Source organism: Enterococcus sp. DIV0724b (assembly GCF_050531475.1).
GTDB classification, from domain to species: Bacteria; Bacillota; Bacilli; order Lactobacillales; family Enterococcaceae; genus Enterococcus_L; species Enterococcus_L haemoperoxidus.
This window is the reverse complement of sequence record NZ_CP172890.1, coordinates 3,498,358-3,523,604: the sequence shown is the minus strand read 5'-3', so window position 1 is coordinate 3,523,604 and position 25,247 is coordinate 3,498,358. Positions and strand designations below refer to the sequence as shown.

Genomic DNA, 25,247 nt, shown 5'->3' with positions numbered 1-25,247 from the left:
ATGGTGACCTCCTTAATTTAAAAGCGGAACAAACCATTTAGCTCTGATAGAAAAATTGGAAATTATGACTAAGGTATTTTTTCCTTATTCATAGTTTATCTTTTTTCCGAAGAGCTGGCTTGTGCAGCTAGGGTAATATACAGTAACAACGTTCCGCGTTGCCTCACCTTATACTTCTTAACATCAAATAATGAATAGAGGCAACTAGACATCTCAGACCAATCAATATCTTCTCATGATTTGGCATGTTTCAAAGTAAAAGTGCATGGGGCTCGTCCAGTTCTGATAAGAAAAAAGAGAGTGGCATTTTTTGCCAGAATCAGTTTGTATTCTTTTTCCAAATTTAACAAGAAGCTGACCCATAGAACGGAACAAATTTTCTATATAAAAAAGCAGAACAAATATAAATAGATAAGCAAATAGAATTTTAGCATTTTTTCGGAACTTTTTCCACAGGCAAATTGTGAATTGTGGAAAAAAAATTCACAGAGGGTTATAAACTTATCCACAACACGAAAACAAACAGTGGATTTCTTATTGTTATTTTATTTATCCACAACAGATTCTGCAAAACAAAACCAAGTAATCCAAGCTTTTTAGGAAGTTATACACAATAAAAAAATAAGATGTGCATAACTTTTTAACACCCTGTTTTTTTGTGTATAAACACTGAGAAAAGTAAAAATGAAATGGGAGCAGCAAAAAAACTATCCACAAGTTATCCCTGAAATTTTCCATTTTGTGGATAACTTATTTGATTAGGAGGAAAAATATTTCCTGAAAAATTATTGACAAACTGACCCAATACTAGTTATACTATCAAAGTATGTCTATGTATTGATGGATAGTTACAATTTCAGGAGGTGGAACAAGAGATGAAAAGAACGTATCAACCAAACAAACGCAAACGTCAAAAAGTTCACGGTTTCCGTAAACGCATGAGCACAAAAAATGGTCGCAACGTATTAGCGAGCAGACGTCGTAAAGGCAGAAAAGTTATTTCAGCATAATCTATGTTGACTTTAAATAACGAATCAAGTTTAAACTAAGAACCCTTTATTATCTTCACAATGTATGTGTGGAAATAATAAAGGGTTCTTTTGTTGTTCATCACTAGTGAATCACCAAACGCCTAACTCTGAAAAAATAGTGCAGTAATATTGAAATGTAACACTATTAATCAGATGAAGGTAACAGCAACATTCTAAATAAAACCTATTCATTTCAACCTCACCAATTTCTAAAAACTAAAATTTTAAAAATTAACCCCGCTACCTCAAAAAATCTTTCAATCCCGTAAAATAAAGTGAAAAAAAACCAAAAAAATGATAAGATATGAAATTAGAGTCATTATCGCCAAAATCTCTAGATATTTTCCTTTAATTTTGCAAAAAAATGACTAAAATATGCTATCATTGTAGAGTGAGTAAAAAAGAAAGATAGAAAGAAACAAAGGGATGCAGATGAAGAAATCCTATAGAGTAAAAAAAGAAAAAGAATTTCAAGCAGTATTTCAACATAAACAGTCCTGTGCTAACCGAAGATTTGTCGTCTACGTATTAGAAAAGCCAGAACAAAAGCATTTTCGAGTAGGAATTTCTGTAGGGAAAAAAGTTGGGAATGCGGTTGTTAGAAATGCTGTAAAACGTAAAGTTCGTACGTCGATCTACCAATTAAAAGAATCAATCGATCCAACTTGTGATTTTATTATCATCGCAAGACCTGGCGTCGACAAGTTGACTTCTGAAGAAATTCATAGCAACGTGACGCATGTTTTAAAACTTGCAAAAATTTTGAAATAAGAGAGGAACAGTTTTGTGAAGAAGTATAAACGCCTATTATTGATGGCAGGTTTAGTGACACTTGTTTTGGTGTTGTCTGCCTGTGGAACAGCCCCGATCAACGAGAGTAGTACAGGAATTTGGGACCGCTATATTGTCTATTATTTCGCTGAAGCAATTAAATTTTTATCCATTTCAGCAAATACTGGTATCGGGATCATCCTATTTACATTAGTAATCAGAATCATTTTATTACCATTAATGCATTTCCAAACGAAAAGCATGCGTAAGACTCAAGAATTACAACCAAAATTAAAAGCGCTACAAAAACAATATTCATCAAAAGATCCAGAAACACAACGTTTATTCCGTGAAGAGCAGCAAAAATTATATGCCGAAAATAACGTAAACCCCTATGCTGGATGTTTACCATTGTTGATTCAAATGCCGATCATGATGGCGCTGTATCAATCAATTTCACGTGTACCAGAATTGAAGCAGGGAAGTTTTATGTGGCTGAACTTAGGCCAACCCGATCCATATCTGATTTTACCTATTTTAGCGGCTGTCTTTACATTTGCCAGCAGCTACTTGACTAGCATGAGCCAAATAGAATCAAATGCTTCACTTAAAATCATGAACTTCGTAATGCCAGTTATGATTTTTGTAATGGGTATGAGCTTAGCCAGCGGATTATCACTTTACTGGGTGGTTTCTAATGCTTTCCAAGTTGGTCAAACATTATTGATCAATAACCCATTCAAAATCCGTAAAGAGCGTGCAGAAGCTGAACGACAAGTGAAAGAACGCGAACGAGCATTGAAGAAAGCAATGAATCCTAAGAAAAAAAATAAGAAAAAATAAAAGGAGGTTTTCCAGATGCCGGTATATGAGGGAAACACAATTGAAGAAGCAACAACTAAGGGCTTACACGCACTGAATTTGTCAAAAGAAGAAGTAGAGATCAAGGTGATCGCAGACGCTAAGAAAGGTTTCTTGGGTTTGGGTAAAAAACTTGCTCAAGTTTCGATTGAACCTACTGTCAGTGAGCAAATCACAGAAGCAGTTGCACAGACAGTTGAAGATATCATTGTGACAGATGAGGAAGTAAAAGTAGAAACAGCTGTTGAAGAATTATTAGCTGCCAAAACCTCAGATTCCTCTCAACCAAAAATCTTGGAAAACCTAGAAGATGAAGAAGCCATCACTGAATTAGCGATGTATTTAACAACAATTTCAAAAGAATTGAATGCACCAGCATTAGTCCGCTTAGAACGTAAAGATGGTTTGTTAGTTTTCCATTTAGATACAGATAAACAGGGAATCTTGATCGGAAAACACGGAAAAGTCTTAAATGCACTGCAATATTTAGCCCAAGTTTTTGTTCATCGTGTTGCAGAAAACAAGTTGTCTGTTGTGGTAAATGTGGGTGATTATCGTGAAAAACGTCAAGCAATCTTGCAACGTTTAGCAGAAAGAACGGCAGAAAAAGTCAAACAAACTGGTCGACCTGTTTTTCTAGAACCAATGCCTGCATTTGAACGAAAACAAATTCACTTTACCTTGAGCAAAGATGATCATATCAAAACACATTCAGAAGGCGATGAACCGTATCGTTATTTGGTTGTTGAACCTGCGAAAAAATATTATTAAACAATAGATAATGCTCCTTTAAAAAGTAATTTTTTTAAAGGAGCATTTATTGTTTGTTTAGATAGTTCTTCAAAAAAATACATTGACAAACACAGTTAAACAAAGTATATTTTAAACGAAATCATTCTTATCAACGTACAAAATACGATGATAAAGTAGTTGGAGCAGTCGTGCTTCTTCCAGCCTGGTTCTTTTAGAATCAGGTTTTTTATTTTGCTAAAAACCAGAAAGAAAAAAGTGACCGAGACATAACTCTGTGAGTCATATCCCAGTCACATGGAATCCAGATAAACAGTGGGCCAAAAGCAACAACTACGCTTTACTCACATCAAGTTCAAAGTGTTAAAGCGCTGAGTTTTGAAGGCTTCGGAAATAAGCTGAAATTGTTGTGAAACACAGTGAGATATGAACTGATATCGGAGAATACCTCTTTAGTTCTTAGAGTTAAACTGTTCTGTCCCAATCTCTCTTTGAAGTACATTTAGCCAATATTTGTCTGTGTAAACTGAACGACCGTTCCATAAGCAAATATCTCAACGACCCATTTTCCTTGATATTCCACATATTTTTCTTCAAAATGACAATTGATTACAGCATCTGCTTCATATTCAAACGCAATCACTTTCAACTGACGGTAAACACCGCTGAAAACATCATTTGGATTGACATCTGGTGAAAATAAATCTGTCTCGATTCGATCTGTCGCAAAAACAATATCTCGAACGATATACTTTTTATTAACATTTCCTGTAGATAATGTGATTCCACTTAAACGATTTTCTAATTCTTGTTCATCGAATTCTTCTTTTTTTATTCGTTTCATTATAGGAACCTCCTTGCCTTATATAAGTTTATTTTAAAGATAAACCAGAAGAAATGCAAAGTTAACGAACGATTTTAGTAAATAAACAATCTTGCGAAAAATATAAAAATATGCTATTCTATGTCAAGAAATTAATAGGAATTGATGCAGTGAAAGTGCTAGATCCAACCTGAAAAAATAGGGGTGGAGTGGGCGCTTTTTTTGTAGCCAAAAATTGATTTATACATAGTTAAAAAAGATAGGTGTTGCTTAACGTAGTAAGTATTACGCGAAAAACAGCTCAATTCAATAACGAAAGGAAGTCAGTCAAACATGCAACAAATAACATTAGAATTTGATACAATCGCCGCAATTTCAACGCCTCCTGGCGAAGGAGCAATCAGTATTGTTCGCTTAAGTGGCGATGAAGCAGTTGCTATTGCAGATAAAGTTTACCGTTCTGGCAGTAAGCAATTATTAGATGTTCCCTCTCATACGATTCATTATGGTCATATTCTTGATCCTAAAGATGATAGTTTGCTGGATGAAGTGATGGTATCTGTCATGCGGGCACCAAAAACGTTTACCAGAGAAGATGTCGTTGAAATAAATTGTCATGGCGGAATTGTCGTTGTCAACCAATTATTGCAGCTATTGTTAAGAGAAGGTGCACGTTTGGCTGAACCAGGCGAATTTACGAAACGAGCGTTTCTAAATGGTCGAATGGATCTATCTCAAGCAGAAGCTGTGATGGACTTGATTCGGGCGAAAACGGATCGAGCGATGCATGTTGCGTTAGATCAATTAGATGGCAATTTATCTTCTTTGATCCGCTCATTAAGACAGGAAATCTTAGAAACTTTGGCCCAGGTCGAAGTAAATATCGATTATCCTGAATATGATGATGTAGAAGAATTAACGACAAAATTATTGCTTGAAAAAGCTGGATTTGTTAAAGCTCAGATCGAAGGATTACTAACAACAGCGAAACAAGGGAAAATTTTGCGCGAAGGTTTAAGCACAGCGATTATCGGTCGTCCAAACGTTGGAAAATCTAGTCTACTGAATCATTTATTACGGGAAGAAAAAGCGATCGTAACAGATATTGCTGGAACGACACGTGATGTTATCGAAGAATATGTCAACGTTCGTGGAGTACCACTGAAATTGATCGATACAGCTGGTATTAGAGAAACAGAAGATATTGTGGAACGAATCGGCGTAGAACGTAGCCGAAAAGCATTAGCTGAATCTGATTTGATTTTGCTAGTTCTGAATCAAAATGAGCCATTAACAAATGAAGATCGTCAATTGTTAGTAGCGACAGACGGGTTAAAGCGCGTGATTTTACTGAATAAAATGGATTTACCTTCTCAATTAAATCGAGAAGAATTAAAACAGCTCGTTAAAGATGAAGAAATTTTACCCGTATCTGTTTTATCTAATACTGGGATGGAACAACTAGAATTAAAAATCGCAGACTTATTTTTCGGCGGACAAACAGGGGAAAAAGATGCCACATACGTATCTAATACCCGCCATATCGCATTACTAGATCAGGCAGCTATAGCGCTGGATGAAGTGATTCGAGGAATCGAAGCTGGAATGCCGGTCGATCTCGTTCAAATGGATATGACACGCTGCTGGGATTTTTTAGGTGAAATCGTCGGTGACAGTGTCCAAGATGAACTGATCACTCAATTGTTCAGTCAATTTTGTTTAGGGAAATAGAGAGGAAGAGTCGATGAATCAATTTAAAGCAGAATCTTATGACGTAATTGTAGTCGGAGCAGGCCATGCCGGTTCAGAAGCAGCCTTAGCATCCGCTCGTATGGGCAGTAAAACACTGCTACTAACAATCAATTTAGATATGGTGGCCTTTATGCCATGTAATCCGTCTGTGGGAGGACCAGCAAAAGGCGTCGTTGTGCGAGAAATCGATGCGTTAGGCGGCGAAATGGGTCACAATATAGACAAAACATACATCCAAATGCGGATGCTAAACACTGGAAAAGGTCCGGCCGTTCGCGCGTTGCGCGCCCAAGCGGATAAACACGCTTACGCAACAGAAATGAAGCACACAATCGAGCGGACGGACAACTTATCATTACGTCAAGGAATCGTTGAACGCTTGATCGTAGAAGATGGTATTTGTAAAGGGGTTATCACAACAACAGGTGCACAATATCAAAGTAAAGCCGTGATTATTACAGCAGGAACAGCTCTTCGCGGAGAAATCATTATCGGTGAACTAAAATATTCTTCAGGACCCAACAATTCATTACCGTCAATTGGTTTAGCGGATCATCTTAAAGAACTTGGACTTGAAATGGATCGTTTCAAAACAGGAACACCACCACGTGTGAAATCTAGTACGATCGATTATTCTGTGACAGAAGAACAGCCTGGTGATGAACAACCAAATCACTTTAGTTTTAGTACACCGGATAGTGCTTATAATTTAGATCAACGTTCTTGTTGGTTGACTTACACAAATGAAGGAACGCATGAAATCATTCAAGACAATCTGCATCGTGCACCGATGTTTACAGGAATCGTCGAAGGAGTTGGCGCTCGTTATTGTCCTTCGATCGAAGATAAAATCGTTCGTTTTTCTGACAAGCCTCGCCATCAACTATTTTTGGAGCCAGAAGGATTGAACACAGAAGAAGTTTACGTTCAAGGACTGTCTACTTCATTACCAGAAGATGTCCAAACGGATATCTTACATTCAATTGCTGGTTTAGAAAAAGCTGAAATGATGCGTACTGGTTATGCGATCGAATATGATGTTGTCGTGCCGCATCAATTACGTCCAACCTTAGAAACTAAAGTTATCGATGGTTTATTTACGGCTGGACAAACAAATGGTACAAGCGGCTACGAAGAAGCAGCAGGACAAGGCCTAATTGCAGGAATCAATGCAGCTTTAAAAGTCCAAGATAAAGAACCTTTCGTGATGAAACGCAGCGATGGTTATATCGGTGTTATGATCGATGATTTAGTGACAAAAGGAACCAATGAACCGTATCGTTTACTAACATCAAGAGCAGAATATCGTTTGATTTTACGCCACGACAATGCAGATTTACGTTTAACAGAGCAAGGGTATGAAATTGGACTAGTCAAAGAAGACCAATACGCAGCTTATCTTGAAAAGAAAAAAGCGGTTGAAGCAGAAATTGCTCGCTTGAATTCAGTCAGAGTGAAGCCTACAGCGGACGTACAAGCGTTTTTAGAAGCGAAAGGTTCTGTTCCGCTGAAAGATGGGGTCCTAGCCGGAGACTTCTTAAAACGCCCAGAAATGAGCTATCATGAAGTGACACAATTTATCCCATCTTCTGAGGTAGAATTAGATGATAAAGTCATTGAGCAAGTTGAAATTCAACTAAAATATGAAGGTTATATAAAAAAAGCTTTGGAAAAAGTCGATAAATTAAAACGTATGGAAGCCAAACGAATTCCAGAAAATATCGATTATGCTGCAATCAATGGTTTGGCTACTGAAGCAAAACAAAAATTGCAAAAAATTCAACCAGAAACGATTGCCCAAGCAAGTCGAATCAGTGGTGTCAATCCAGCTGACGTATCGATTTTGATGGTTTATATCGAACAAGGTAAGATAGCAAAGGTAACTAAAACAAACTAAACAACAAAAAACCACCCTATAGCGAATAGGGTGGTTTCTCTGTTTACTGAGTATCGCTCTCAATACTATCTGTGTCAGCTTGTGTAATAACAAAGTTAATGACTTCTGATTTATCTGGATTGAGGAAAATCACTTGAATTTTAACATCTGGAACTACCGTTTTAGCTCCGTCTATTACGGGTTTTAATCCTTTAACCAATGTTGGTTTTAATGCTTCTGTATCAATATTTGCAACGGGTTCCTGTGCAAATGTGTAGGTGTAAACAATAGTACTGTCTTCACCTTCAGTTATAGAAATATCAGAATACATTCCCTCGTATTGTTTTTTCAAGCTCGGGATTTGTGACTGAGCAGCTTCTATCATAAGCTTCAAACCGCTTGAGTTGTTAGATTTAGACTCAGATGTTTTTTCTACACTCTCGTTAGTAGACAACTCTGAACTTTCTTCCTGACTATTAGTATCAGTACTTGCTGAATTTGACTTATTATTTGTCTGACCGCAACCACTAAGAACTAATACGCCCATAAATAAACAAACCATTCCCAATTTTAACTTTTTCATTCCCATTTCTCCTTTTAAAATAAATTATTTTATATAACACTAGTTAATTTTAACATAATATATATATTGTGCACTGTTTATATTAAATTTTTTCTTATTTTATGTAGGTTCGGCATGACTGTTTTTGTTCAACATAATGCTTCTTCTTTAAAAAGGCTTGATACCAAGCCTTTTTTGTTTCATGTGAAACATTTTTTATTTTTAGAATGTAGACGTAAACGATTTTTGGGAGACTTTTAAAAGTAAGTTAAAAGTTAACACGCTTGATTATAGAGTAAGATCAAAGCATAAATACAAACCAAAATAAAGGAGTAAAACCAATGTATACAATTAAAACAGTCGATGATTTCTGGAAAGTAATCGATGAAATCAGAATAAAAAAAGAACTAAATTGGTCAGATTTAGTTGGAGGAAAAGCAAAATTAGCTGCTAGTCAACGATGGAATCCTCCATTGACGTATATTCTTCAAATACAGAAAAAGCTAGATATAGATATCATGAACACGTTTGTCTATGAGTTAATTGAATCTGAACAATTAGTTGATAAAGATCCGGAGACGCCCAACAAAATGAAGTTGATTCTCCAATGGATTCAAGCTGATAATTGGATGGAGGATGAAGAAATCATTCAAAAGGTTCAAGAAGTTGCTAAGACGATTCTATAAAAAATAAATTAAGGGAGTAAAAAAATGGCTAATATAGAAAATATGATTAAATGGATGACGGACCGTAAAGGAAAAGTCACCTACTCGATGAATGCAAGACTAGGTCCGAACAGCTATGATTGTTCAAGCGCAGTTTATTTCGCTTTGATCAGCGGTGATTTTTTAACCAGTGGAGTGATGGGGAATACAGATACTCTTTTCGCACATTTAGAAAAGGCTGGCTGGACTCAGGTACAAGCAGATGCATCCGGTAATTATCCTGCTAAAAAAGGAGATATTTTTATTTGGGGAAATCGTGGAGCATCAGGAGGAGCAGCAGGTCATACAGGCATTTTTGCAGATGATCAAGACCAAATTATTCATTGTAATTATGGCTACAATGGTATCACAATCAATGATCACGACACGATTTGGAAATTAAATGGCTGTCCAGCAATAACGGTATATCGGTATGGAAAAAATGAAAGCAGTCAGCTGAAACCACAGCCAAATTCCCCAAAACCAAAACCCGTGCCGCAAGAACAACAATCTGGCTTGATTTCAATGTCAGGCACATTTTATCCTGATAGAAAATTAGCGGTTAGCCGTGATACGAATCCAGATGACAATAGTAGTCCAGCACTTGATTATTATTTACCTGGCATGGCCATCAATTATGATTATTATCTTCATAGTAACGGCTATGTTTGGATCAGTTATATCAGTCAAGGGGGCGCCCGTCGTTATATTGCTGTGGGACCAGATGATGGGCAGACAGGCACGACTTGGGGAACGGGTTTCTTTAATTAATCAATAAGATATAATCTGGTAAAGATTGCCTTTCTATAAAAATCAGTAGAATTTTGCTATAATGATGAAAAAGTAACGATAGGTGGAGTGACAAGTAATGAAGACTAATTTTGTAGAGAGTGAATTTGCTCCGTTAAAAAGAGTTGTTTTAGCGCAATCACAATTTTATTTACCAGAAGGGGAAGATGAGTTAGATACAAGCTTTCTATCAGAAGAGAACCTCACTCTTTTCAGTAATAAAGTTGGTGATGTAGGTGATCTTTACCCAGATATGCAAAAAAAATGGGAAAATGAAAAAGAGGAAATGTTTCAACTATTAACATCTTATGGCGTAGAAGTTATTAGACCGAGAATGTTAACAGAATATGAAAAGACGTTAGGCGAAGAGAGTGGACATGGATATGCTAATTTTTTTTCAAGAGATCCGTTTTTCACATTTGGTCATTTCATTATTGAAGGAAATCTGAGATTTGCTCATCGACGGTTGGAAATATTACCGATTCGAGATATTTTAACTGGAGAATCCAAACATTCAGAAGCAGTTTATTTAGCTGCGCCACAACCAGATATTTCCGAAGGATTAGAAAGTGAAGCAGGTCCTTTTCTAGAGGGTGGCGATGTTTTAGTTTATGGGAAAAAAATATTTGTGGGTTACTCTGGATTGGCGAGTAATCTAAATGGAATCAATTGGTTGAAGTCACTTTTAGCTCACTGGGATTATGATGTCATACCAGTACGTTTGCATCCAGACATACTACATTTAGATTGTGCACTGAGCATGGTCAAAGATGGTTTGATGATTTACTGTGAGGAAGCATTTTTAGATGGTTTACCGACAGAGTTAAACAATTGGGATAAGATAAATATTTCTTTAAAAGAAGCGTCCTTATTAATGGCTAATGGTCTCCCAATAAATGAATCTGTGTACGTTACCGATCAATCATTTACAGAATTGATTGCTGCGTTGCAAAGTTATGGGATGAAGGTGGAAACGTTAGATTATGAAATTTCAAGAATATTTGGCGGCTCTTTTCGATGTACGACACAAGCATTATTGAGAACAAGCAACTAACTTTTTGATAAAACCCAACCAAAGATTATAAAAATCTAAAATAAATTCAGATTTTCAACAAACAATCGTAGTAAAGAATCCAATTTTTCAACACAAAATAGTCACAATTTGGAGTTATTATATATTTATACCAAACAACCCTAACAAAACACTTTTTCATTTTTTAACTCCTTTTCCCGCTCTTTCCCCGAAGAGCGGGTATTTGTTGTGAATCACTGCGACTGCCTACAGAGCAGATGATGAACAATACTTGGCGACCAAAGGGAGAGAAGTTACCATACTAGTGAATCACAGTACAACGAATCAAGCCAATCAAATCCTAAAGAAAAAAGCATCAAGCTAGTCGTTGCCAAAGCAGATGATGAACAATACTTGGCGACCAAAGGGAGAGAAGTTACCATACTAGTGAATCACAGTACAACGAATCAAGCCAATCAAATCCTAAAGAAAAAAAGCACCAAGCTAGTCGTTGTCAAAGCAGATGATGAACAATACTTGGCGACCAAAGGGAGAGAAGTTTCCGTACTAGTGAATCACAGTACAACGAATCAAGCCCGTCAAATCCTAAGGAAAGAAGCATCAAGCTAGTCGTTGTCAAAGCAGATGATGAACAATACTTGGCGACCAAAGGGAGAGAAGTTTCCGTATTAGTGAATCCCAACGCAACGTTTTGATCAATCAATTTTTTAAGACAAAAGTACCAAAATAGACTTTACCAAAGTAGTAAATCTTTTAAAATAGAAAAACACCAAAAATCAATCATTCAACATTGAAGTGATTGATTCTTGGTGTTTTTTAATCATTATAGTAATTAAATTCAATTAACTAATATAGTACTAGATAAATAGAAAATCAAAATCTATTTACTATGTTTTCCTTTTTTTCTCTTCCAGAAAAGAAGTGATCCAGCTGCTCCTGTCACAAAGGCGCCCACTCCTTGTCCCATCAGAGACGTTTCGGTTCCGGTATTTGGCAGTTTTCTTCCAGAACGTGTATTGGGAAGTTTCGTTTTTGAAGAATCTGCGATGGTAGTTGTTTTAGTACTGGCAGTCATTGGTAAAACCTTTTCTTCAGCTTTCTTTTTAGGCCCTTCCAACGCTTCAGGAGTATTAGATAGTTTTACTGGCATAGGATTTTCTACTGTTTTAGGTTTTGTTGGCGTAGTAATCTCAATTGGTTTTTCTACTGGAGCTTCTGCAGGATCTGCCGATTCTGGCGCCGTAACTTCTGGAATAACTGGTTTTTCCACTTCAGGTACTTTTTCTAGTTCTTTAGGCTTTTCCAGTGGATCTACGTTAGTAATATCTTCTAGATCATTTAACTCCACAGGAGCGTCAGGTTGAATACTTTCTTCGGCTTCTTCACTATCTAATTCCACATCTGTGATGTCTTCAGAAGTACCTAATTCTATAATTGAATCAGGAGGAGTAGATGCGTGATCCTGTGTTAGTGTTGGTAGATCAATTCCAGTGATACCCGTGAAACTATTTGTTGAAGCTGCAGAAGGTGCAATTGCTGGATTCACTGGTTCTGCTACAGAATCTACTTTTTTAGGAGTGTTGATTCCCTCTGGCTCTACAGGATTTCCGGGCATATCGGGTACTGTTGGAATTACTGGAGCTGTGAGTTCAAGAACTTTCAAAGTACCTAAGGAAATGGTTAAATCTTTAGGTTTAAATCCTGGGATTTTTACTTCTGAGGGCCTGGACTGACCGCTAATGCGCCAATTCATTGCAGAACCGACACCTTGCCCACCTAACCACCCAAGAACTGTTTCTCCAGAATTTGCGTCATATGGATCGTTTTGAAGAGCTGAAAAACTGTTGTTGTAAACGCGATCAGCTTCATCAGCTACTCCAACAGCTCCCAATGCAAGCCTGTTGCTGGTAGTTGGCTTTGTAATAGATTCTCCTGTGATTTTTTCAAAATCATCTATAGCAGTAAGCATATCATCATGTGCTGCGGTCCATCTATCAGATACACCTAGTATATATTCTGCATATTTTTTTAAATGTTCTACAGCATCTGCACCTTGATTTTCGTATGCTGAAACGATTTCGTCCCATTCAGCTGTGGTGTTCATCGAATCTAAATCATCATCAGAATAACCTAGACCACTAAAATCAACATTGACTGTTGCATTTACAATAGATAACCACTTTTCTTGCTGTTTATTAGGATCTCCTATATTTCCAGGCTGCCAACCAGTTAAATATTCTTGAAATTCTTTTTTATAATCAATATTTGCTTGGATGACTGTTTTGAATGCATTAACATTAGTAACAGTTTGCTTCATTACTTTTTCAGCATCATCAATATATGCTATCAATACTTCTTTAAAATCTTCTGGATTATAAACAATTCCTAATCTATCAGTTAAATCTATAGGGGCAATTGAGCTTTGATTGTAGGCATCACTTTTTGCTTGATAGTCCTCAATAAACAACCATGATTCATTCAATGCCTTATCCAGTGCTTGTTTTGCTGTATCATACGTAGTCAGCCATACTGCTAAGTCAGCCGGAATATTATCAAGATTCGCTTCTGTGATTTTATCAGATGGAAAACCTTTAAATACTTGCTCCATACTAGTAACCGCAGCATTAATTTGCTCTTCGGCAGTAACAGCATTTTCATAAGCAGCAAGTGCATCTTCATAAGGTTTTGCAGCTGTACTGAAGCTTTCTTTAGCAAGATCATATTTAGTTTGTAGACTGTTAAAGAGTCTAAGAGCAGCATCATAGTCATCTTTAAGTGTTTTTAGTTTTCCATTTGCACCTTGATATGCAGCATCAGCTAATTTCCACGCATCATTCGCAGTTTTGTATGCTGTATTCACGTCATCGTACTCAGACTTAATTGCTGTAAAGGATTCTGTTAAGCTTTTATATTCTTGTGAAATGGTAATGAACTCAGCTTCATGTACCTTTTGTTCAGCTGTAACTTCAACTAACATGTCCGAAGTTGTGTTATAGGTTTCCAGAGTTTCTTCGTATTTAGTTTTAAGACGAGTATAGTAAGCAGCTAAATCAGCATATTCTTTTTCTCGTAATACAAAAGTTTCTTTTACTTTTGAAATTGCTTCTGCTGCAGCTGTATAAGCTGTTTTCGCAGTTGTGTAAACTACTCCTAGATCAGAAAACTGCTTTTTAACTTCTGCGAAATCAGCCATTGTTTCAGCATATTGTGTTTTTAAATTAGTGTATTGTTTTTGAGTTGTTTCTAATATTTTTCCTAAATCTACAAAAGTTGTTTCTGTCTGTGAAAGCTCTGACTTTAATTGTGCTAATTCATTTTTTAGTGCTTGATATTCTGGGAAAAGCCGATCATATTCTGCGCGAGCTAGTTCATATTTTTGGGTAACAGCTTCATATGTTTTATTTGCCTCAATGTAGTTAGTTTCGGTCGTGCTCAAAATTTCTGATCCAATTGTAAATTTATCTGAGATAGTATCATAGGATGATTTTACTTGATCAAATTGAGCTTTTACTTCATCAGACTCTTTAAGTGTAGTTTTATAAGCTGTTTCTGTTTCAGCATAGACACTCATTACGTGAGTATAGCTAGTACTGATGGTTTGATACTCTTTTTCTACTTGCTGATAATCAATTTTTGCTTGATCACATTGTTTTACAAGGGAATCGTATGTTTGTTTGATAGACTGGTAAGCGTTAGTAATGACTTGGAACGCACTTATTGCAGTCTCATAACTTGTTTTGACCTCTTTGAATAAAGCAGTTAGCGAGTCAGATTGTTCTTTTACTTGCTGATATTCTTTATTCACTTCATTGTAACGATTATTATTTTCAGTGTATGCCGCTAGTGCCGTTGAATATTCCACGGTACCTTCTTCATATTGTTTTAGAAGAGCTTCTGCTGCAGTTCGTTTTTCATTATAAATCTTCAAATCTGTGTCGTAAGCAGCAAGTTTCCCATCATATTCAGATTTTTGTTGATCATATGTGGTTTTAGCTGCTTCATATGTTTTCGTTTTTTGATCAAACGCTGTCTTTTTGGTTTCATAGGTTGTGCGTTCTGCTTCGTATTGACTCGCTAATTCTTTTAATTGCTGTGATAGAGTCTCATAATTAGTCTTTGTTTCTTCGTATTTTTGTTTCGTTGTTTGATAATCGTTTTTGATTTTATTATACTCAGCAAGTTTACTCTTGTAATTATTTATTGAGGTGTTCAATTCGGACAGCCGTTTTTCATAAGCTACTTTATCCGCTAGGTAACTTTCTTTAGCCTTGTTGTACTCTGTCAATAGTACGTTATATTCTTTGAGCACTTGATCATATTCTGTTTTGACTTCAGAGTAGTCATTTTTAGCAGTTTCAAGTTCTGTTTTTAATGTACTGTATGATATAGTTGCCTGATTAAATTCTTTAGCTTTAGCATCATAAGCTGTCTTTTTAGTAGTATAAGTGTTAAGTAGATTCTCATAAGATAGTTTTTGTATGTTATAGTCATTCAATTGGGTATTATAAGTATCTTTTGCCTTATTATAGGCAGTTCGAACTGTTGTGTAAGCTGCCGCGGCTTCGTTGTAGATTTCTTGTTTATTTTCATATGCGATACGTAGGGTTTCGTAGTCTGTTCTTTTTTTCTCCGCATCTTCGTTTAATTCTTCATATTTTGTTCGAGCATCGTGAAATTCATTTTGCATAGTCGTAAATGTTGATTCTGATTGTTCATAAAGTATTTTTTCTGTTTCGTAAGCATTTTTGGCTGTATTATAGTGTTCAATATGTGCTTCATAATTAGACTTGTTTGTTTCATATGTAGCCCTGCTTACTTCATAATTCTTACTAGCTTCTTCAAATTTTGTTAGCTGTGTTTGATAGGTTTCCTTTAATTCATCTAAAGCTGTCTTTAGTTCATCTGCAGTTTTGTAAGTTTTGTCTGCTTCACTTTTCGATGTATTATAATCTTTTAATGCAATGTCGTAACGTTCTTTTATTTGCTCATATTCCTCTTTTGCCTGGGTGTAGTCCTGTAATACAGTCTTATAATCTTTTTCTAAAATCGTTTGAACTGATGAGGATGGTGGTATCTGTTCCAGCGTTGCGGCCAATCCTTGTACAGAATTACTTGCTGCTATGACAAGCGTACTCGAATACAATAAAAATTTAAACGAACCTTTTCTACATGAATCATTCATTAAAGCACACGTACCTTCCTTTTTTTAATAATGTTCATATGGTAAAAATATAAAATCTTAAAGGAACTTATATTTACATAAATGTAATTATACAACAGGTAAAAGTAACTTATTTATCATATTTTTCTGTATCATTCTAATTTTTTGATAAATAACAACGAAGGAGATGCTTTTTTTATGGTAAATAACAAAAAAGAAGTGAATTCATTTAACAGATAAGCATAAGTTTTTTGATAGATAATAATTAAAATACGAATATAAAAACGATATAATATGTATTTACTGAGCTAAATCATTTAATAGATTGTTTCTTTGATTTATGTAATCATTTGAGTTATGGAAATAGGACATTTGCTGTTGAATTAGAGTGAGATATTCTTACTGTAGTTTTACAGTTTGTTATAAAAAGAGCGATAGCTGATAACACGACTAGAAATAGTACCTTCTTTAGTTAGTATCTCGTTTGTGTTTAAAATTCAGATTTTCGTCTAACAAACGTATCAAAGAAACCGCAAATTCAACACAAAATAGTCATAATTTCAAGTTAATATATATTCATACCAGACAAACAACCCTAACAAAACACTTTTTCATTTTTTAACTCCTTTTCCCACTCTTCCCCAAAGAGTGGGTCTTTTTTTTGCTATCAAAGAAGTCTTAATTCCTGCTATTCCCAAAATAAAAAATTGATGTTCATTTTTCGAAAGAACCTTCTTTTAATCCGCAGTAAACTAAAGAGACAAAATGAAGGGATGGGCGATCAATGAACGAAAATAAAATAGCTCAATTTAGAAATGCACACAAAAGAGATAAACCACTGGTTCTACTAAATATCTGGAATGTAGCAAGCGCAAATGAACTGACAAAGAAAAAAATCAACTTGATTCCAACGGGCAGTTACGCAATGTCTGATCATTATGGTTATCAAGATGGTGAAAATATGCCTTTTGATGAGATACTTTGCTATATTCAACACATGGATACGGGGAATAATTACATCACAGCAGATATTGAATCAGGATATGCCGAAAATTTAACAGATCTGGAAAAGAATACTGAAGCGCTCATAAACAGCGGTGTTATCGGGATCAATATTGAAGATAGAAAATCAAATACAGAGACACTTTATTCTACAGAAGAGCAAAGTGAGCGGTTGCTTTGCATCAAACAAAAACTCAACTTCATGAAAAAAGATTTGTTTATCAATGTGAGAACCGATAAGTATTTTATTGGAGATATTGCTAATAATAATCAAGATGAACAAGTACTAAACCAAACGATCGCGCGAATCAAAGCCTATGAAAAAACAGGAATCGATGGTATTTTTGTACCAGGCTTAAAAAATAAAGAACATATCAAGAAAATCACAGGTGAAACGAGTTTACCGATCAACATTATGCTGGATGTTAAAGAAGATTCAGTTGCAGAATATCTAAATATAGGAATTTCAAGAATCAGCTTTGGTCCGTCGATTTATATGCTTTATAATGAACATGAAAATAGTGACTTAGATACATTTTATACGTCGTTACTGGCAGAGATTGTTCAACATGAGAAACAAAATCTTATTGAATTATTCAAAATAAAGTAGATAGGGGAATGCCCAATGATCAGTGAAAAAGAACAAAAACAGTATTATCAAGCGCTGTTGGCGAAAGATTCTTCATATGACGGTATTTTCTTTGTTGGCATCAAATCGACAGGCGTTTTCTGCCATGCAACATGTCCTGCAAGAAAACCGAAGTACGAAAACTGTACATTTTATGAAACGGCAGAAGATGCACTTTTATCTGGCTACAGACCCTGCAAACGTTGTAAACCATTATCCTACCCAAGAGAAATCCCGCCTTTGGTTCAGCAAATAATCGAATTAGTAGAAAAAAATCCAGAAAAACGATGGAAAGATAAAGATTTTGCAGAGTTGGGCATTCACTCGATAACGGCTAGAAGACAATTTAAGAAGGTTTATGGCATGACATTTGTTCAATATGCACGTTCAAGAAGAATGGGAATGGCTTTGAAATCAATCAAAAATGGTGAAAAACGGATCGATACGCAATTGGATATGGGCTATGATTCTTCCAGTGGATTCTATGACGCTTTTTCAAAAATTATGGGTAGAAATCCTAAACATTCAAAAGACATCAAGAGCTTATCTGCTGATTGGATCGATACGATTCTTGGACCAATGATGAGTATTGCGGACGATGAATATTTATATTTACTGGAATTTGTTGATCGACGCGGCTTGGAAAGAGAAATCGAGCGGCTACGTAATCGAATGAATGCTTCAATCGTTCCGGGAAAAACAAAAATCAATAACCAAATCAAAGAGGAATTAGGTTTGTATTTTGAAAAGAAGCTGGGTAAATTTCAGACACCTTATTTGTGTCTAGGTTCTGATTTTCAGAAAAGTGTGTGGCAGGCTTTGACGAAAATCGAACGTGGCGAAACTTCTTCGTATAAAGAATTGGCGGCTGTAATTGGAAATCCTAATGGAATGCGAGCGGTTGGGAATGCTAATGGTGCGAATCAGTTAGCAATCATTATTCCGTGTCATCGTGTGATCCAATCAGATGGTAGTTTAGGTGGATATGGTGGCGGTATTGAGCGGAAAAAATGGTTATTGAAACATGAACGGGAGTACCGTTAAATATAAAATGAAAAGCATGTCTTTTTCCTTTGGCCAGAGGAAAAGGGCATTTTTCAGTAACGGTTGTTATTTTATGTTAATTCAAAAAAATACAAAAAAGCTACTATTCTGAGCTAAAAGATTTATAAAAACGTGTTATTGTAAAGGTGAAGTTAAAATGATATACAATAAAATGAAAGAAAGCGTGGTAATTATTTTGAAAAAAACGTTATTAAATGTATTATTCGTCTGTTTAGGCAGTGCAGCTTTATTTTCTATGGGTGTGCAAGCATCTGCTCAAGGTGTAAGAATCAATGAATCAAATAATCATGTTATGGGAAATAATTTAAAAAAAGCGGAATCTACTAGAAAAAAGAGACAAGTTTCGCTACCTTACACGCAGGAATCTCTTCCGAGAGCGGACTTTATCGATATCTCTTCTTGGAATGGTGAAATATCTGTAGATTCATATAAAAAAATGAATACACAAGGTGTTAAAGGTGTCGTCGTAAAATTGACAGAGTACACAACTTATAAAAATCCTTTTGCGAAGATTCAAATCGAAAATGCAAAAAAAGCAGGATTAACTGTTTCAACGTATCATTATTCTTGGTTTGTAGATGAGCAAAAGGCTGTTGAGGAAGCCAATTACTTTGCGGATTTTGCAGAAGAACTTGGGTTGAATCCTGATACAATAATGGTCAATGATGCAGAAGAAGGGGAAATGATCCCGGCAGACGTAACGATCACATCAACTGCTTTTAAAAATCAATTAAATAAGCGCGGATTCAAGAACGTGATTCATTATAGTATGGCAAGCTGGTTTACGAATAATTGGTTAGAGTTTCCAGTTTTAGGAAAAGAAAATAGTTGGGTTGCTGAGTGGCCGAAAACACCGTCGAATGAAAATTTATTGCATTCCGATACAGCTGCATGGCAATGGAGTTCACAAGTGGAATTTTCAGGTGTGACAGGAGTATTTGACGCGAATGTGGATTATCTTGGTCGATTTATAGATACACTTGAGTTTAAGATTGGGACGGATACGAAGCCTATCCAGTATTATCAAGGGGAAGAAGTTACGTATCAAGGGAAAAAATATACAGTGATTCAAACACATAAGAACTATGGTGATCCGTGTGGCGTACCAGGGATTGCGCAAGCGTTGTTTTCAGAGAAGCGTTAATTGGAATTATGAGTAAAAAGAGTGGACAAACGGCAGAGAAAATCTGAGTATTGTCTGCTCTTTTTATTTTTCCCCTCTGTGTTGGTAGAAGCAATAAATAGTTTAGTTAAAGGACTGACTATTAAATTTTCGCGTTCTGATCATACTTCTTTGAAATAAACATGGGAAAGAAGTTAGAACTGCGGAAACCTATATGTATAATTAGTTGTCTTTTTTTGATACACTAAAGGTAGTAATGGGGGGAAAATAAAATGAAAATAGGGACACAATACAATTCATACAACCAACCAATCAGTTACCCAGTAAACAACTGGTCTACAAGAGATTATCCAACAAAAACAATCCTCGAAGGAACCTATTGTCGATTAGAAAAAATAGATCCAAGCAGACATTTAGAAGACTTATACAATAATGTCTATGGACCAGAAACCAATCCCAAGAACTGGACATACATTCCAATAGTATCATTTGAAAATAAGCAGGATTTTTCAGTATATCTTACATCGATCAGCCATTTACAAGATCCATTTCATTATGCAATTATTGATAAAGCCAGCAAAAAAGCTGTAGGTACTTTGGCTTTGATGCGGATAAATAGAGAACAGGGAACAGTTGAAGTTGGTTTTGTGATTTATTCTGATCAGTTAAAGAAAACCAGAATAGCGACAGAAGCGCAGTACCTTTTGGCTTGTTATGCATTAGATGAGTTAGGTTATCGACGTTATGAATGGAAGTGTGATGCGTTAAATGAACCTTCCCGAAAAGCTGCGTTGCGTTTAGGATTTACTTTTGAAGGGGTTTTTCGGAACGCTATAGTTTATAAAGGGCGCAATCGTGATACTGCGTGGTTTTCTATCATTGAAAGTGAGTGGCCCAAAATAAAGTCTAAATTGGAATCATGGTTGTCTATCTCAAACTTTACTGCAGACGGAGAGCAAAAAAAATCACTGAATGAATGTTGAGCATAAAAATTAGCTTACTTGAAGGGAAAGTAATGAAATGAATAATTCGGAAATTCAATTAACAAACATTTGTAAACCAACGATCTTTATGGATGTGGCTCCAACTTTTTTAACAGATGAAACTATGGATGAGAGAAAGCAAAAAGTATTGGACAATATGAAATTAGAAGGGTTTGATGCACTAGTACTTTATGCAGATAAAGAGCATGGTGGAAATTTTGAGTATTTAACAGGTTTTATTCCACGCTTTGAAGAAGGATTGCTTATTTTAGATGTCAATGGTGATTGTACATTGATTTTGGGAAATGAAAACTTAAAAATGGCAAAAGTTGCTCGAATCGAAAATCAATTAATCCATTCTCCGTTGTTTTCATTACCAAATCAACCGATGGATAATGAAGCAAGACTGGAAGATATTTTTGAAACAATCAATTTATCTAAAAAAAGTAAAATCGGGGTCGTTGGCTGGAAAATGTTTACAACAAATGAATCAGACAACGATACTTATTTTGATCTTCCTTATTTTATTATTCAAGCACTATTAACAAGTAAAGATGAGCAAGCGGTGCTTAAAAATGCTGCGCACCTATTTATTCGAGGAGATAAAGGTGCACGCACGACGAATAATTCAAATGAGATCGCACATTATGAATATGGTGCTAATTTATCATCTAGTTGCATTTTGAATGCAATGGATGCCGTTGAAATCGGTGTAACTGAGGCTGTACTAGGTAATGAATTGACTGCTGAAGGTCAAACCAATACCGTTGTAACGATTGCCGCAACTGGACAGCGTTTTGAATATGGTAATGTGTATCCGACGCATAAACATGTGAAATTAGGCGATCCATTATCTTTAACGACCGCATTCAAAGGTGGTCTATCTAGCCGTACAGGTTTTGTGATAGAAAGTGAGACACAACTTCCAGTAAATCAGCATGATTACTTAGAGAGAGTCGCGAAACCATACTATCAAGCTGTTGTAACATGGCTGGAAACGATAAAAATTGGCATGGCTGGAAAGGAACTTTATCAAGCAATCGAGACTGCTTTTCCTAAAGCAGAGTATCATTGGCATTTAAATCCTGGACATTTAGTATCAGACGAAGAATGGATGTCTTCCCCAATCTACGCTGAGTCAGAAGAGAGATTAAAGAGTGGTATGATTTTACAAATCGATATTATTCCATCTGTAACGGGCTATACAGGAGTAAGTGCCGAGGAGTGTGTGGCTTTGGCTGATACGAATTTACAAAAAGAAATCAAAGAGAATTATCCAGAGCTATGGCAACGAATAACCATAAGAAAAAATTATATCAAAGAAGTATTGAATATTGATCTAAGTGAAGATATTATTCCATTGTCTAACACAGTTGGGTATTTACGACCGTTTTATTTGGCGAAAGACCAAGCATTTCGTCGTGTTTAATCATTATTAAAAATAAGGAACTACTCTTCAGATAGGAGAGTGGTTCCTTATTTTATTTTAAACATGTATTGTTACACGTGAAACATTTGTTCTGTTTCTTGTAAAATGATGTTATCTTTCAAAGCTGCCACCGTTTCAACGGATACATATCCTACAGCTTTTTCAAGAGCATTACTTATTCCACAAGCCATCCCATAACGCAATGTTTCTTCTATAGAAAGACCTAGATCTAAAGCAAATGCAATACCGCCAACTGTTGCGTCCCCGGATCCCGTTGGATTGATGATGTCGAGTGTAGGTATGATAACATCAAAGATCCGCTCGTTATATTTAGCCACTGCACCATCTCCACCACAAGAAACTAAAATAAACGGAATACCCTTCAACAATGGATGATTTAGATGTTCGATCACGTCATTTTTACCATGGATAGGAATATCCAATAACTCTGAAAACTCATGGATATTTGGTTTGATAAAATAAGGCTTGATTGTACCTTTAAGGACATGTTGCAGTTGTTTTCCAGAAAGGTCAGTTAATACTTTTATTTCCGATCCAAGTTGATGATTTAGTTGGTACAAATAATTCTGGTACAGTCGCTCATTTTTGGTGTTTGCAGATCCGCATAACGCAATAATCGGTAGTTCTTTTTGCTGAGATGAAAAATCAATCACAGTCGCTACAATTTTTTGAGCTGTTTCTTCTGTTATTTCAGGACCTAACTCTACAATTTCAGTTTGGTTTTTCTCTTGGTCCATAACCGTGACCGCATTTCTAGATTCACCATTGATTGAGAGGAAGGCGGTTTTAAATGGTTCTTGATCAAGTGCGGTTTGAATCGATTTTCCATTTGTTCCAGCCAAAACCCCCATTGCTATTACGTCTGCACCTAAAATTGCAGCAGTTCTTCCTGCATTGATGCCTTTTCCACCCACAGCTTTGACAGGGTTACTACAACGGTTCATTTCTCCTAAAACAAATGTCTCTGTAAAATAGATAGAATCCATTGATGGATTAAGTGTTACTGTTAAAATCATGGTTATTTCCTCTCTTTCAGATCCCTAGTTAATCTGGGTTCCTGAAAAGAGTAGATCAAACCCAGTTAACTTTTTTTGTTTAATAAATTGCCATAAGATTGATAAAAATTGAATGTTTGCTCGTCGATTTTATCATCGGTGATCACATAGTCTAAATCTGAAAGCTTATAAAAAGTATAGACATCGCTAACATTGAATTTTGTGCTGTCTGCTACAACAATTTTTTTCTTAGCGTTTTTAAAAGCAGCGCGCTGAACGCCACCTTCTAAATAATTTGAGGTCGTTACGTTATTGTTGTAAATACCATTCGTTGCAGCAAAGGCAATATCGATATTGATCGTTTCGAATGTTTGCTCCGCGTGCTCTCCAATAAATTCTTCTGTGATCGGTGTAAAATCCCCCCCCGTTAACAAGATCCGATAGTCAGTGTGCTCAATAATATAGTTGAACGCCAACAAACTATTTGTAACGATCATTAAATTTTGTTTTTTGATAAAAGGCAGTGCATATAGAATGGTCGTTCCTGCACCAACAAAAACAACTTGGTGATCTTGGATCAAAGAGTTCATGATTTTTCCAATATATTCTTTTTGCTCGATATGTAGATTGATTTTTTCATGAGTGGCTAGCTCTTTGTCTTTTCTATCAATTTTTTGTGCACCACCATATAAACGAACGAGTTGATTAGAATCGCTTAGTTCATTAATATCTCTACGAATCGTCATTTCAGAAACTTGTAGTTCTTTTGCTATATCGGATACAGTCATAAACGTACTTTTTTCCAATAATTCTAAAATATGTGCATGTCGCTCTCTTTTTAGCATAAAAGTTCTCCTTTTTGTTCGAAAATGTTCATCTCTTATATTTTATACGTAAAACGAACAAAAAACAATCGAAAGAAAGCGTTGACAAACCTTTGTACAAGATGTATTCTTTTTGTATAAACAAAGTTTAACATACATTTACAAAGTTGAACACAAAAAGTTTAAATATTTAAAAGGGATAGAGGAGGAAGTAAAGTGATGAAGGAGATGTTCCAACCGGACTTAATCGATTTAGATGTAGAAGTTCGTAACGAAGAAGAATTATTTGAACTGGTTGCAAAGCGGTTGCAAGCGGCTGGTTATGTGAAAAATGGATATTTGGAAGGGATTAAGTCTAGGGAAAAAAATTTTCCAACAGGATTGATCACTGAATATCTTAATATTGCATTACCTCATTCTGATACGGAATATATTGAAAGGCCTTTCATATATGTCGCTAGAACAACAAAGCCAATCAAGGTCAAACAAATGGGGGACAATCAAGAAATGGAGGTGAGAGATTTGTTTTTCTTAGGAATCAAAGAACCCTCAAAACAAGTAGGCTTATTGCAGGAATTAATGGTCTTATTCCAAAATGAAGCATTTGTGTCAACGTTAAATGCGACAACAGAAAATGAAGAGTTATTCAACTTATTTATGAAACAATGGGAGGAAGTTAAAAATGGCTAGAAAATTAATTGTAGCATGTGGTAGTGGTGTAGCAACAAGTACTACGGTAGCAGAAAAAATCAAAAGTAAATTTGATACAGATCATATTGATTACCCAGTAGAAGCTGTCGACTATAAGTCGATTTTACAAGAGTTACCAACTGCTAGTATTTATGTTTATATTGCTAAACCCGATGATGAAGTATTGCAAGAAGCTGAAAATTTAGGGGTTACTGTATATGCAGGGGTTCCATTTTTGACTGGCATGGGTGTTGACGAAATTTATGAAGGAATCGTTAACGATACGAGAAAATAAAAACGGGAGCTCAGATTATGACGAATCCGAACTCCACTTAAATAATAATACAAACTAATCATACCAAAAAAACAAATAG

Annotated in this window: 22 protein-coding genes; 17 read left to right on the top strand and 5 right to left on the bottom strand. The window is 35.7% G+C overall.

Annotation, left to right across the window (positions count from 1 at the left end; genetic code table 11):
• Positions 1–875: 875 nt before the first annotated feature.
• The 4 genes from rpmH (at position 876) to jag (ending at position 3,434) form a co-directional block, all read left to right on the top strand.
• Positions 876–1,010 carry a 50S ribosomal protein L34 gene (gene rpmH, locus IGJ02_RS16285; protein ID WP_010762140.1) on the top strand — a complete coding sequence of 45 codons (135 nt, stop codon included), beginning with the start codon at positions 876–878 and terminating at the stop codon, positions 1,008–1,010.
• A gap of 453 nt (positions 1,011–1,463) precedes the next feature.
• On the top strand, positions 1,464–1,802 hold the full coding sequence (gene rnpA / locus IGJ02_RS16280; protein ID WP_430602725.1) for a ribonuclease P protein component: 339 nt from the start codon (positions 1,464–1,466) through the stop codon (positions 1,800–1,802).
• Between the two features lie 15 nt (positions 1,803–1,817).
• Positions 1,818–2,645 (top strand): YidC/Oxa1 family membrane protein insertase, encoded by an 828-nt coding sequence (locus IGJ02_RS16275; protein WP_010762142.1) that lies wholly within the window; start codon positions 1,818–1,820, stop codon positions 2,643–2,645.
• A gap of 15 nt (positions 2,646–2,660) precedes the next feature.
• Complete coding sequence (jag, locus tag IGJ02_RS16270) at positions 2,661–3,434, top strand: RNA-binding cell elongation regulator Jag/EloR (RefSeq protein ID WP_010762143.1); 774 nt, start codon at positions 2,661–2,663, stop codon at positions 3,432–3,434.
• A 481-nt stretch (positions 3,435–3,915) separates the two neighbouring features.
• Here the strand turns inward: jag and IGJ02_RS16265 are convergent, their stop codons facing one another.
• Positions 3,916–4,257: a hypothetical protein gene (locus IGJ02_RS16265; protein WP_010762144.1), complete on the bottom strand. Its 342-nt coding sequence runs from the start codon at positions 4,255–4,257 to the stop codon at positions 3,916–3,918.
• A gap of 312 nt (positions 4,258–4,569) precedes the next feature.
• On the opposite strand from IGJ02_RS16265, the gene mnmE reads away from it, so the two are divergent.
• A complete protein-coding gene (gene mnmE, locus IGJ02_RS16260) occupies positions 4,570–5,967 on the top strand; it encodes a tRNA uridine-5-carboxymethylaminomethyl(34) synthesis GTPase MnmE (RefSeq protein ID WP_010762145.1) in 1,398 nt (465 codons plus the stop codon).
• Between the two features lie 13 nt (positions 5,968–5,980).
• Positions 5,981–7,885, top strand: a complete 1,905-nt coding sequence (gene mnmG / locus IGJ02_RS16255) for a tRNA uridine-5-carboxymethylaminomethyl(34) synthesis enzyme MnmG (protein ID WP_010762146.1) — start codon at positions 5,981–5,983, stop codon at positions 7,883–7,885.
• A 43-nt stretch (positions 7,886–7,928) separates the two neighbouring features.
• On the opposite strand, the gene IGJ02_RS16250 is transcribed toward mnmG, so the two are convergent.
• A complete protein-coding gene (locus tag IGJ02_RS16250) occupies positions 7,929–8,447 on the bottom strand; it encodes a hypothetical protein (RefSeq protein ID WP_430602724.1) in 519 nt (172 codons plus the stop codon).
• A 320-nt stretch (positions 8,448–8,767) separates the two neighbouring features.
• On the opposite strand from IGJ02_RS16250, the gene IGJ02_RS16245 reads away from it, so the two are divergent.
• The 4 genes from IGJ02_RS16245 to IGJ02_RS16230 all read left to right on the top strand — a co-directional run bounded on the left by IGJ02_RS16245 (position 8,768) and on the right by IGJ02_RS16230 (position 11,561).
• A complete protein-coding gene (locus tag IGJ02_RS16245; RefSeq protein ID WP_430602723.1) occupies positions 8,768–9,112 on the top strand; it encodes a hypothetical protein in 345 nt (114 codons plus the stop codon).
• Positions 9,113–9,136: 24 nt separating this feature from the next.
• Positions 9,137–9,901, top strand: coding sequence for a peptidoglycan amidohydrolase family protein (locus IGJ02_RS16240; protein ID WP_010762149.1), 765 nt, complete (start codon positions 9,137–9,139; stop codon positions 9,899–9,901).
• Between the two features lie 97 nt (positions 9,902–9,998).
• On the top strand, positions 9,999–10,973 hold the full coding sequence (locus tag IGJ02_RS16235; RefSeq protein WP_430602722.1) for a dimethylarginine dimethylaminohydrolase family protein: 975 nt from the start codon (positions 9,999–10,001) through the stop codon (positions 10,971–10,973).
• 405 nt (positions 10,974–11,378) lie between these two features.
• Positions 11,379–11,561, top strand: a complete 183-nt coding sequence (locus tag IGJ02_RS16230) for a hypothetical protein (RefSeq protein WP_430602721.1) — start codon at positions 11,379–11,381, stop codon at positions 11,559–11,561.
• A gap of 271 nt (positions 11,562–11,832) precedes the next feature.
• Here the strand turns inward: IGJ02_RS16230 and IGJ02_RS16225 are convergent, their stop codons facing one another.
• Positions 11,833–16,134 carry an LPXTG cell wall anchor domain-containing protein gene (locus IGJ02_RS16225; RefSeq protein WP_430602720.1) on the bottom strand — a complete coding sequence of 1,434 codons (4,302 nt, stop codon included), beginning with the start codon at positions 16,132–16,134 and terminating at the stop codon, positions 11,833–11,835.
• 763 nt (positions 16,135–16,897) lie between these two features.
• Between IGJ02_RS16225 and IGJ02_RS16220 the strand changes: the two genes are divergently transcribed.
• The 5 genes from IGJ02_RS16220 (at position 16,898) to IGJ02_RS16200 (ending at position 22,343) form a co-directional block, all read left to right on the top strand.
• The gene (locus IGJ02_RS16220) at positions 16,898–17,725 is read left to right on the top strand and encodes an isocitrate lyase/PEP mutase family protein (protein WP_430602719.1); all 828 of its coding nucleotides are present in this window, start codon (positions 16,898–16,900) and stop codon (positions 17,723–17,725) included.
• Between the two features lie 15 nt (positions 17,726–17,740).
• A complete protein-coding gene (locus tag IGJ02_RS16215; protein ID WP_010762154.1) occupies positions 17,741–18,787 on the top strand; it encodes a bifunctional transcriptional activator/DNA repair enzyme AdaA in 1,047 nt (348 codons plus the stop codon).
• A 157-nt stretch (positions 18,788–18,944) separates the two neighbouring features.
• Positions 18,945–19,952: a GH25 family lysozyme gene (locus IGJ02_RS16210; RefSeq protein WP_430602718.1), complete on the top strand. Its 1,008-nt coding sequence runs from the start codon at positions 18,945–18,947 to the stop codon at positions 19,950–19,952.
• 251 nt (positions 19,953–20,203) lie between these two features.
• Positions 20,204–20,914 carry a GNAT family N-acetyltransferase gene (locus IGJ02_RS16205; RefSeq protein ID WP_010762156.1) on the top strand — a complete coding sequence of 237 codons (711 nt, stop codon included), beginning with the start codon at positions 20,204–20,206 and terminating at the stop codon, positions 20,912–20,914.
• Positions 20,915–20,951: 37 nt separating this feature from the next.
• Positions 20,952–22,343, top strand: coding sequence for a M24 family metallopeptidase (locus IGJ02_RS16200; RefSeq protein WP_430602717.1), 1,392 nt, complete (start codon positions 20,952–20,954; stop codon positions 22,341–22,343).
• Positions 22,344–22,414: 71 nt separating this feature from the next.
• On the opposite strand, the gene IGJ02_RS16195 is transcribed toward IGJ02_RS16200, so the two are convergent.
• Both IGJ02_RS16195 and IGJ02_RS16190 read right to left on the bottom strand, forming a co-directional pair.
• A complete protein-coding gene (locus IGJ02_RS16195; RefSeq protein WP_010762158.1) occupies positions 22,415–23,380 on the bottom strand; it encodes a 1-phosphofructokinase family hexose kinase in 966 nt (321 codons plus the stop codon).
• Between the two features lie 65 nt (positions 23,381–23,445).
• Entirely contained in the window at positions 23,446–24,204 is a 759-nt protein-coding gene (locus tag IGJ02_RS16190) for a DeoR/GlpR family DNA-binding transcription regulator (RefSeq protein WP_010762159.1), read from the bottom strand.
• 198 nt (positions 24,205–24,402) lie between these two features.
• On the opposite strand from IGJ02_RS16190, the gene IGJ02_RS16185 reads away from it, so the two are divergent.
• Both IGJ02_RS16185 and IGJ02_RS16180 read left to right on the top strand, forming a co-directional pair.
• Complete coding sequence (locus tag IGJ02_RS16185) at positions 24,403–24,873, top strand: PTS sugar transporter subunit IIA (protein WP_010762160.1); 471 nt, start codon at positions 24,403–24,405, stop codon at positions 24,871–24,873.
• Positions 24,866–25,168, top strand: a complete 303-nt coding sequence (locus IGJ02_RS16180) for a PTS sugar transporter subunit IIB (RefSeq protein WP_010762161.1) — start codon at positions 24,866–24,868, stop codon at positions 25,166–25,168. The genes IGJ02_RS16185 and IGJ02_RS16180 overlap by 8 nt, the downstream gene beginning before the upstream one ends.
• Positions 25,169–25,247 lie beyond the last annotated feature (79 nt).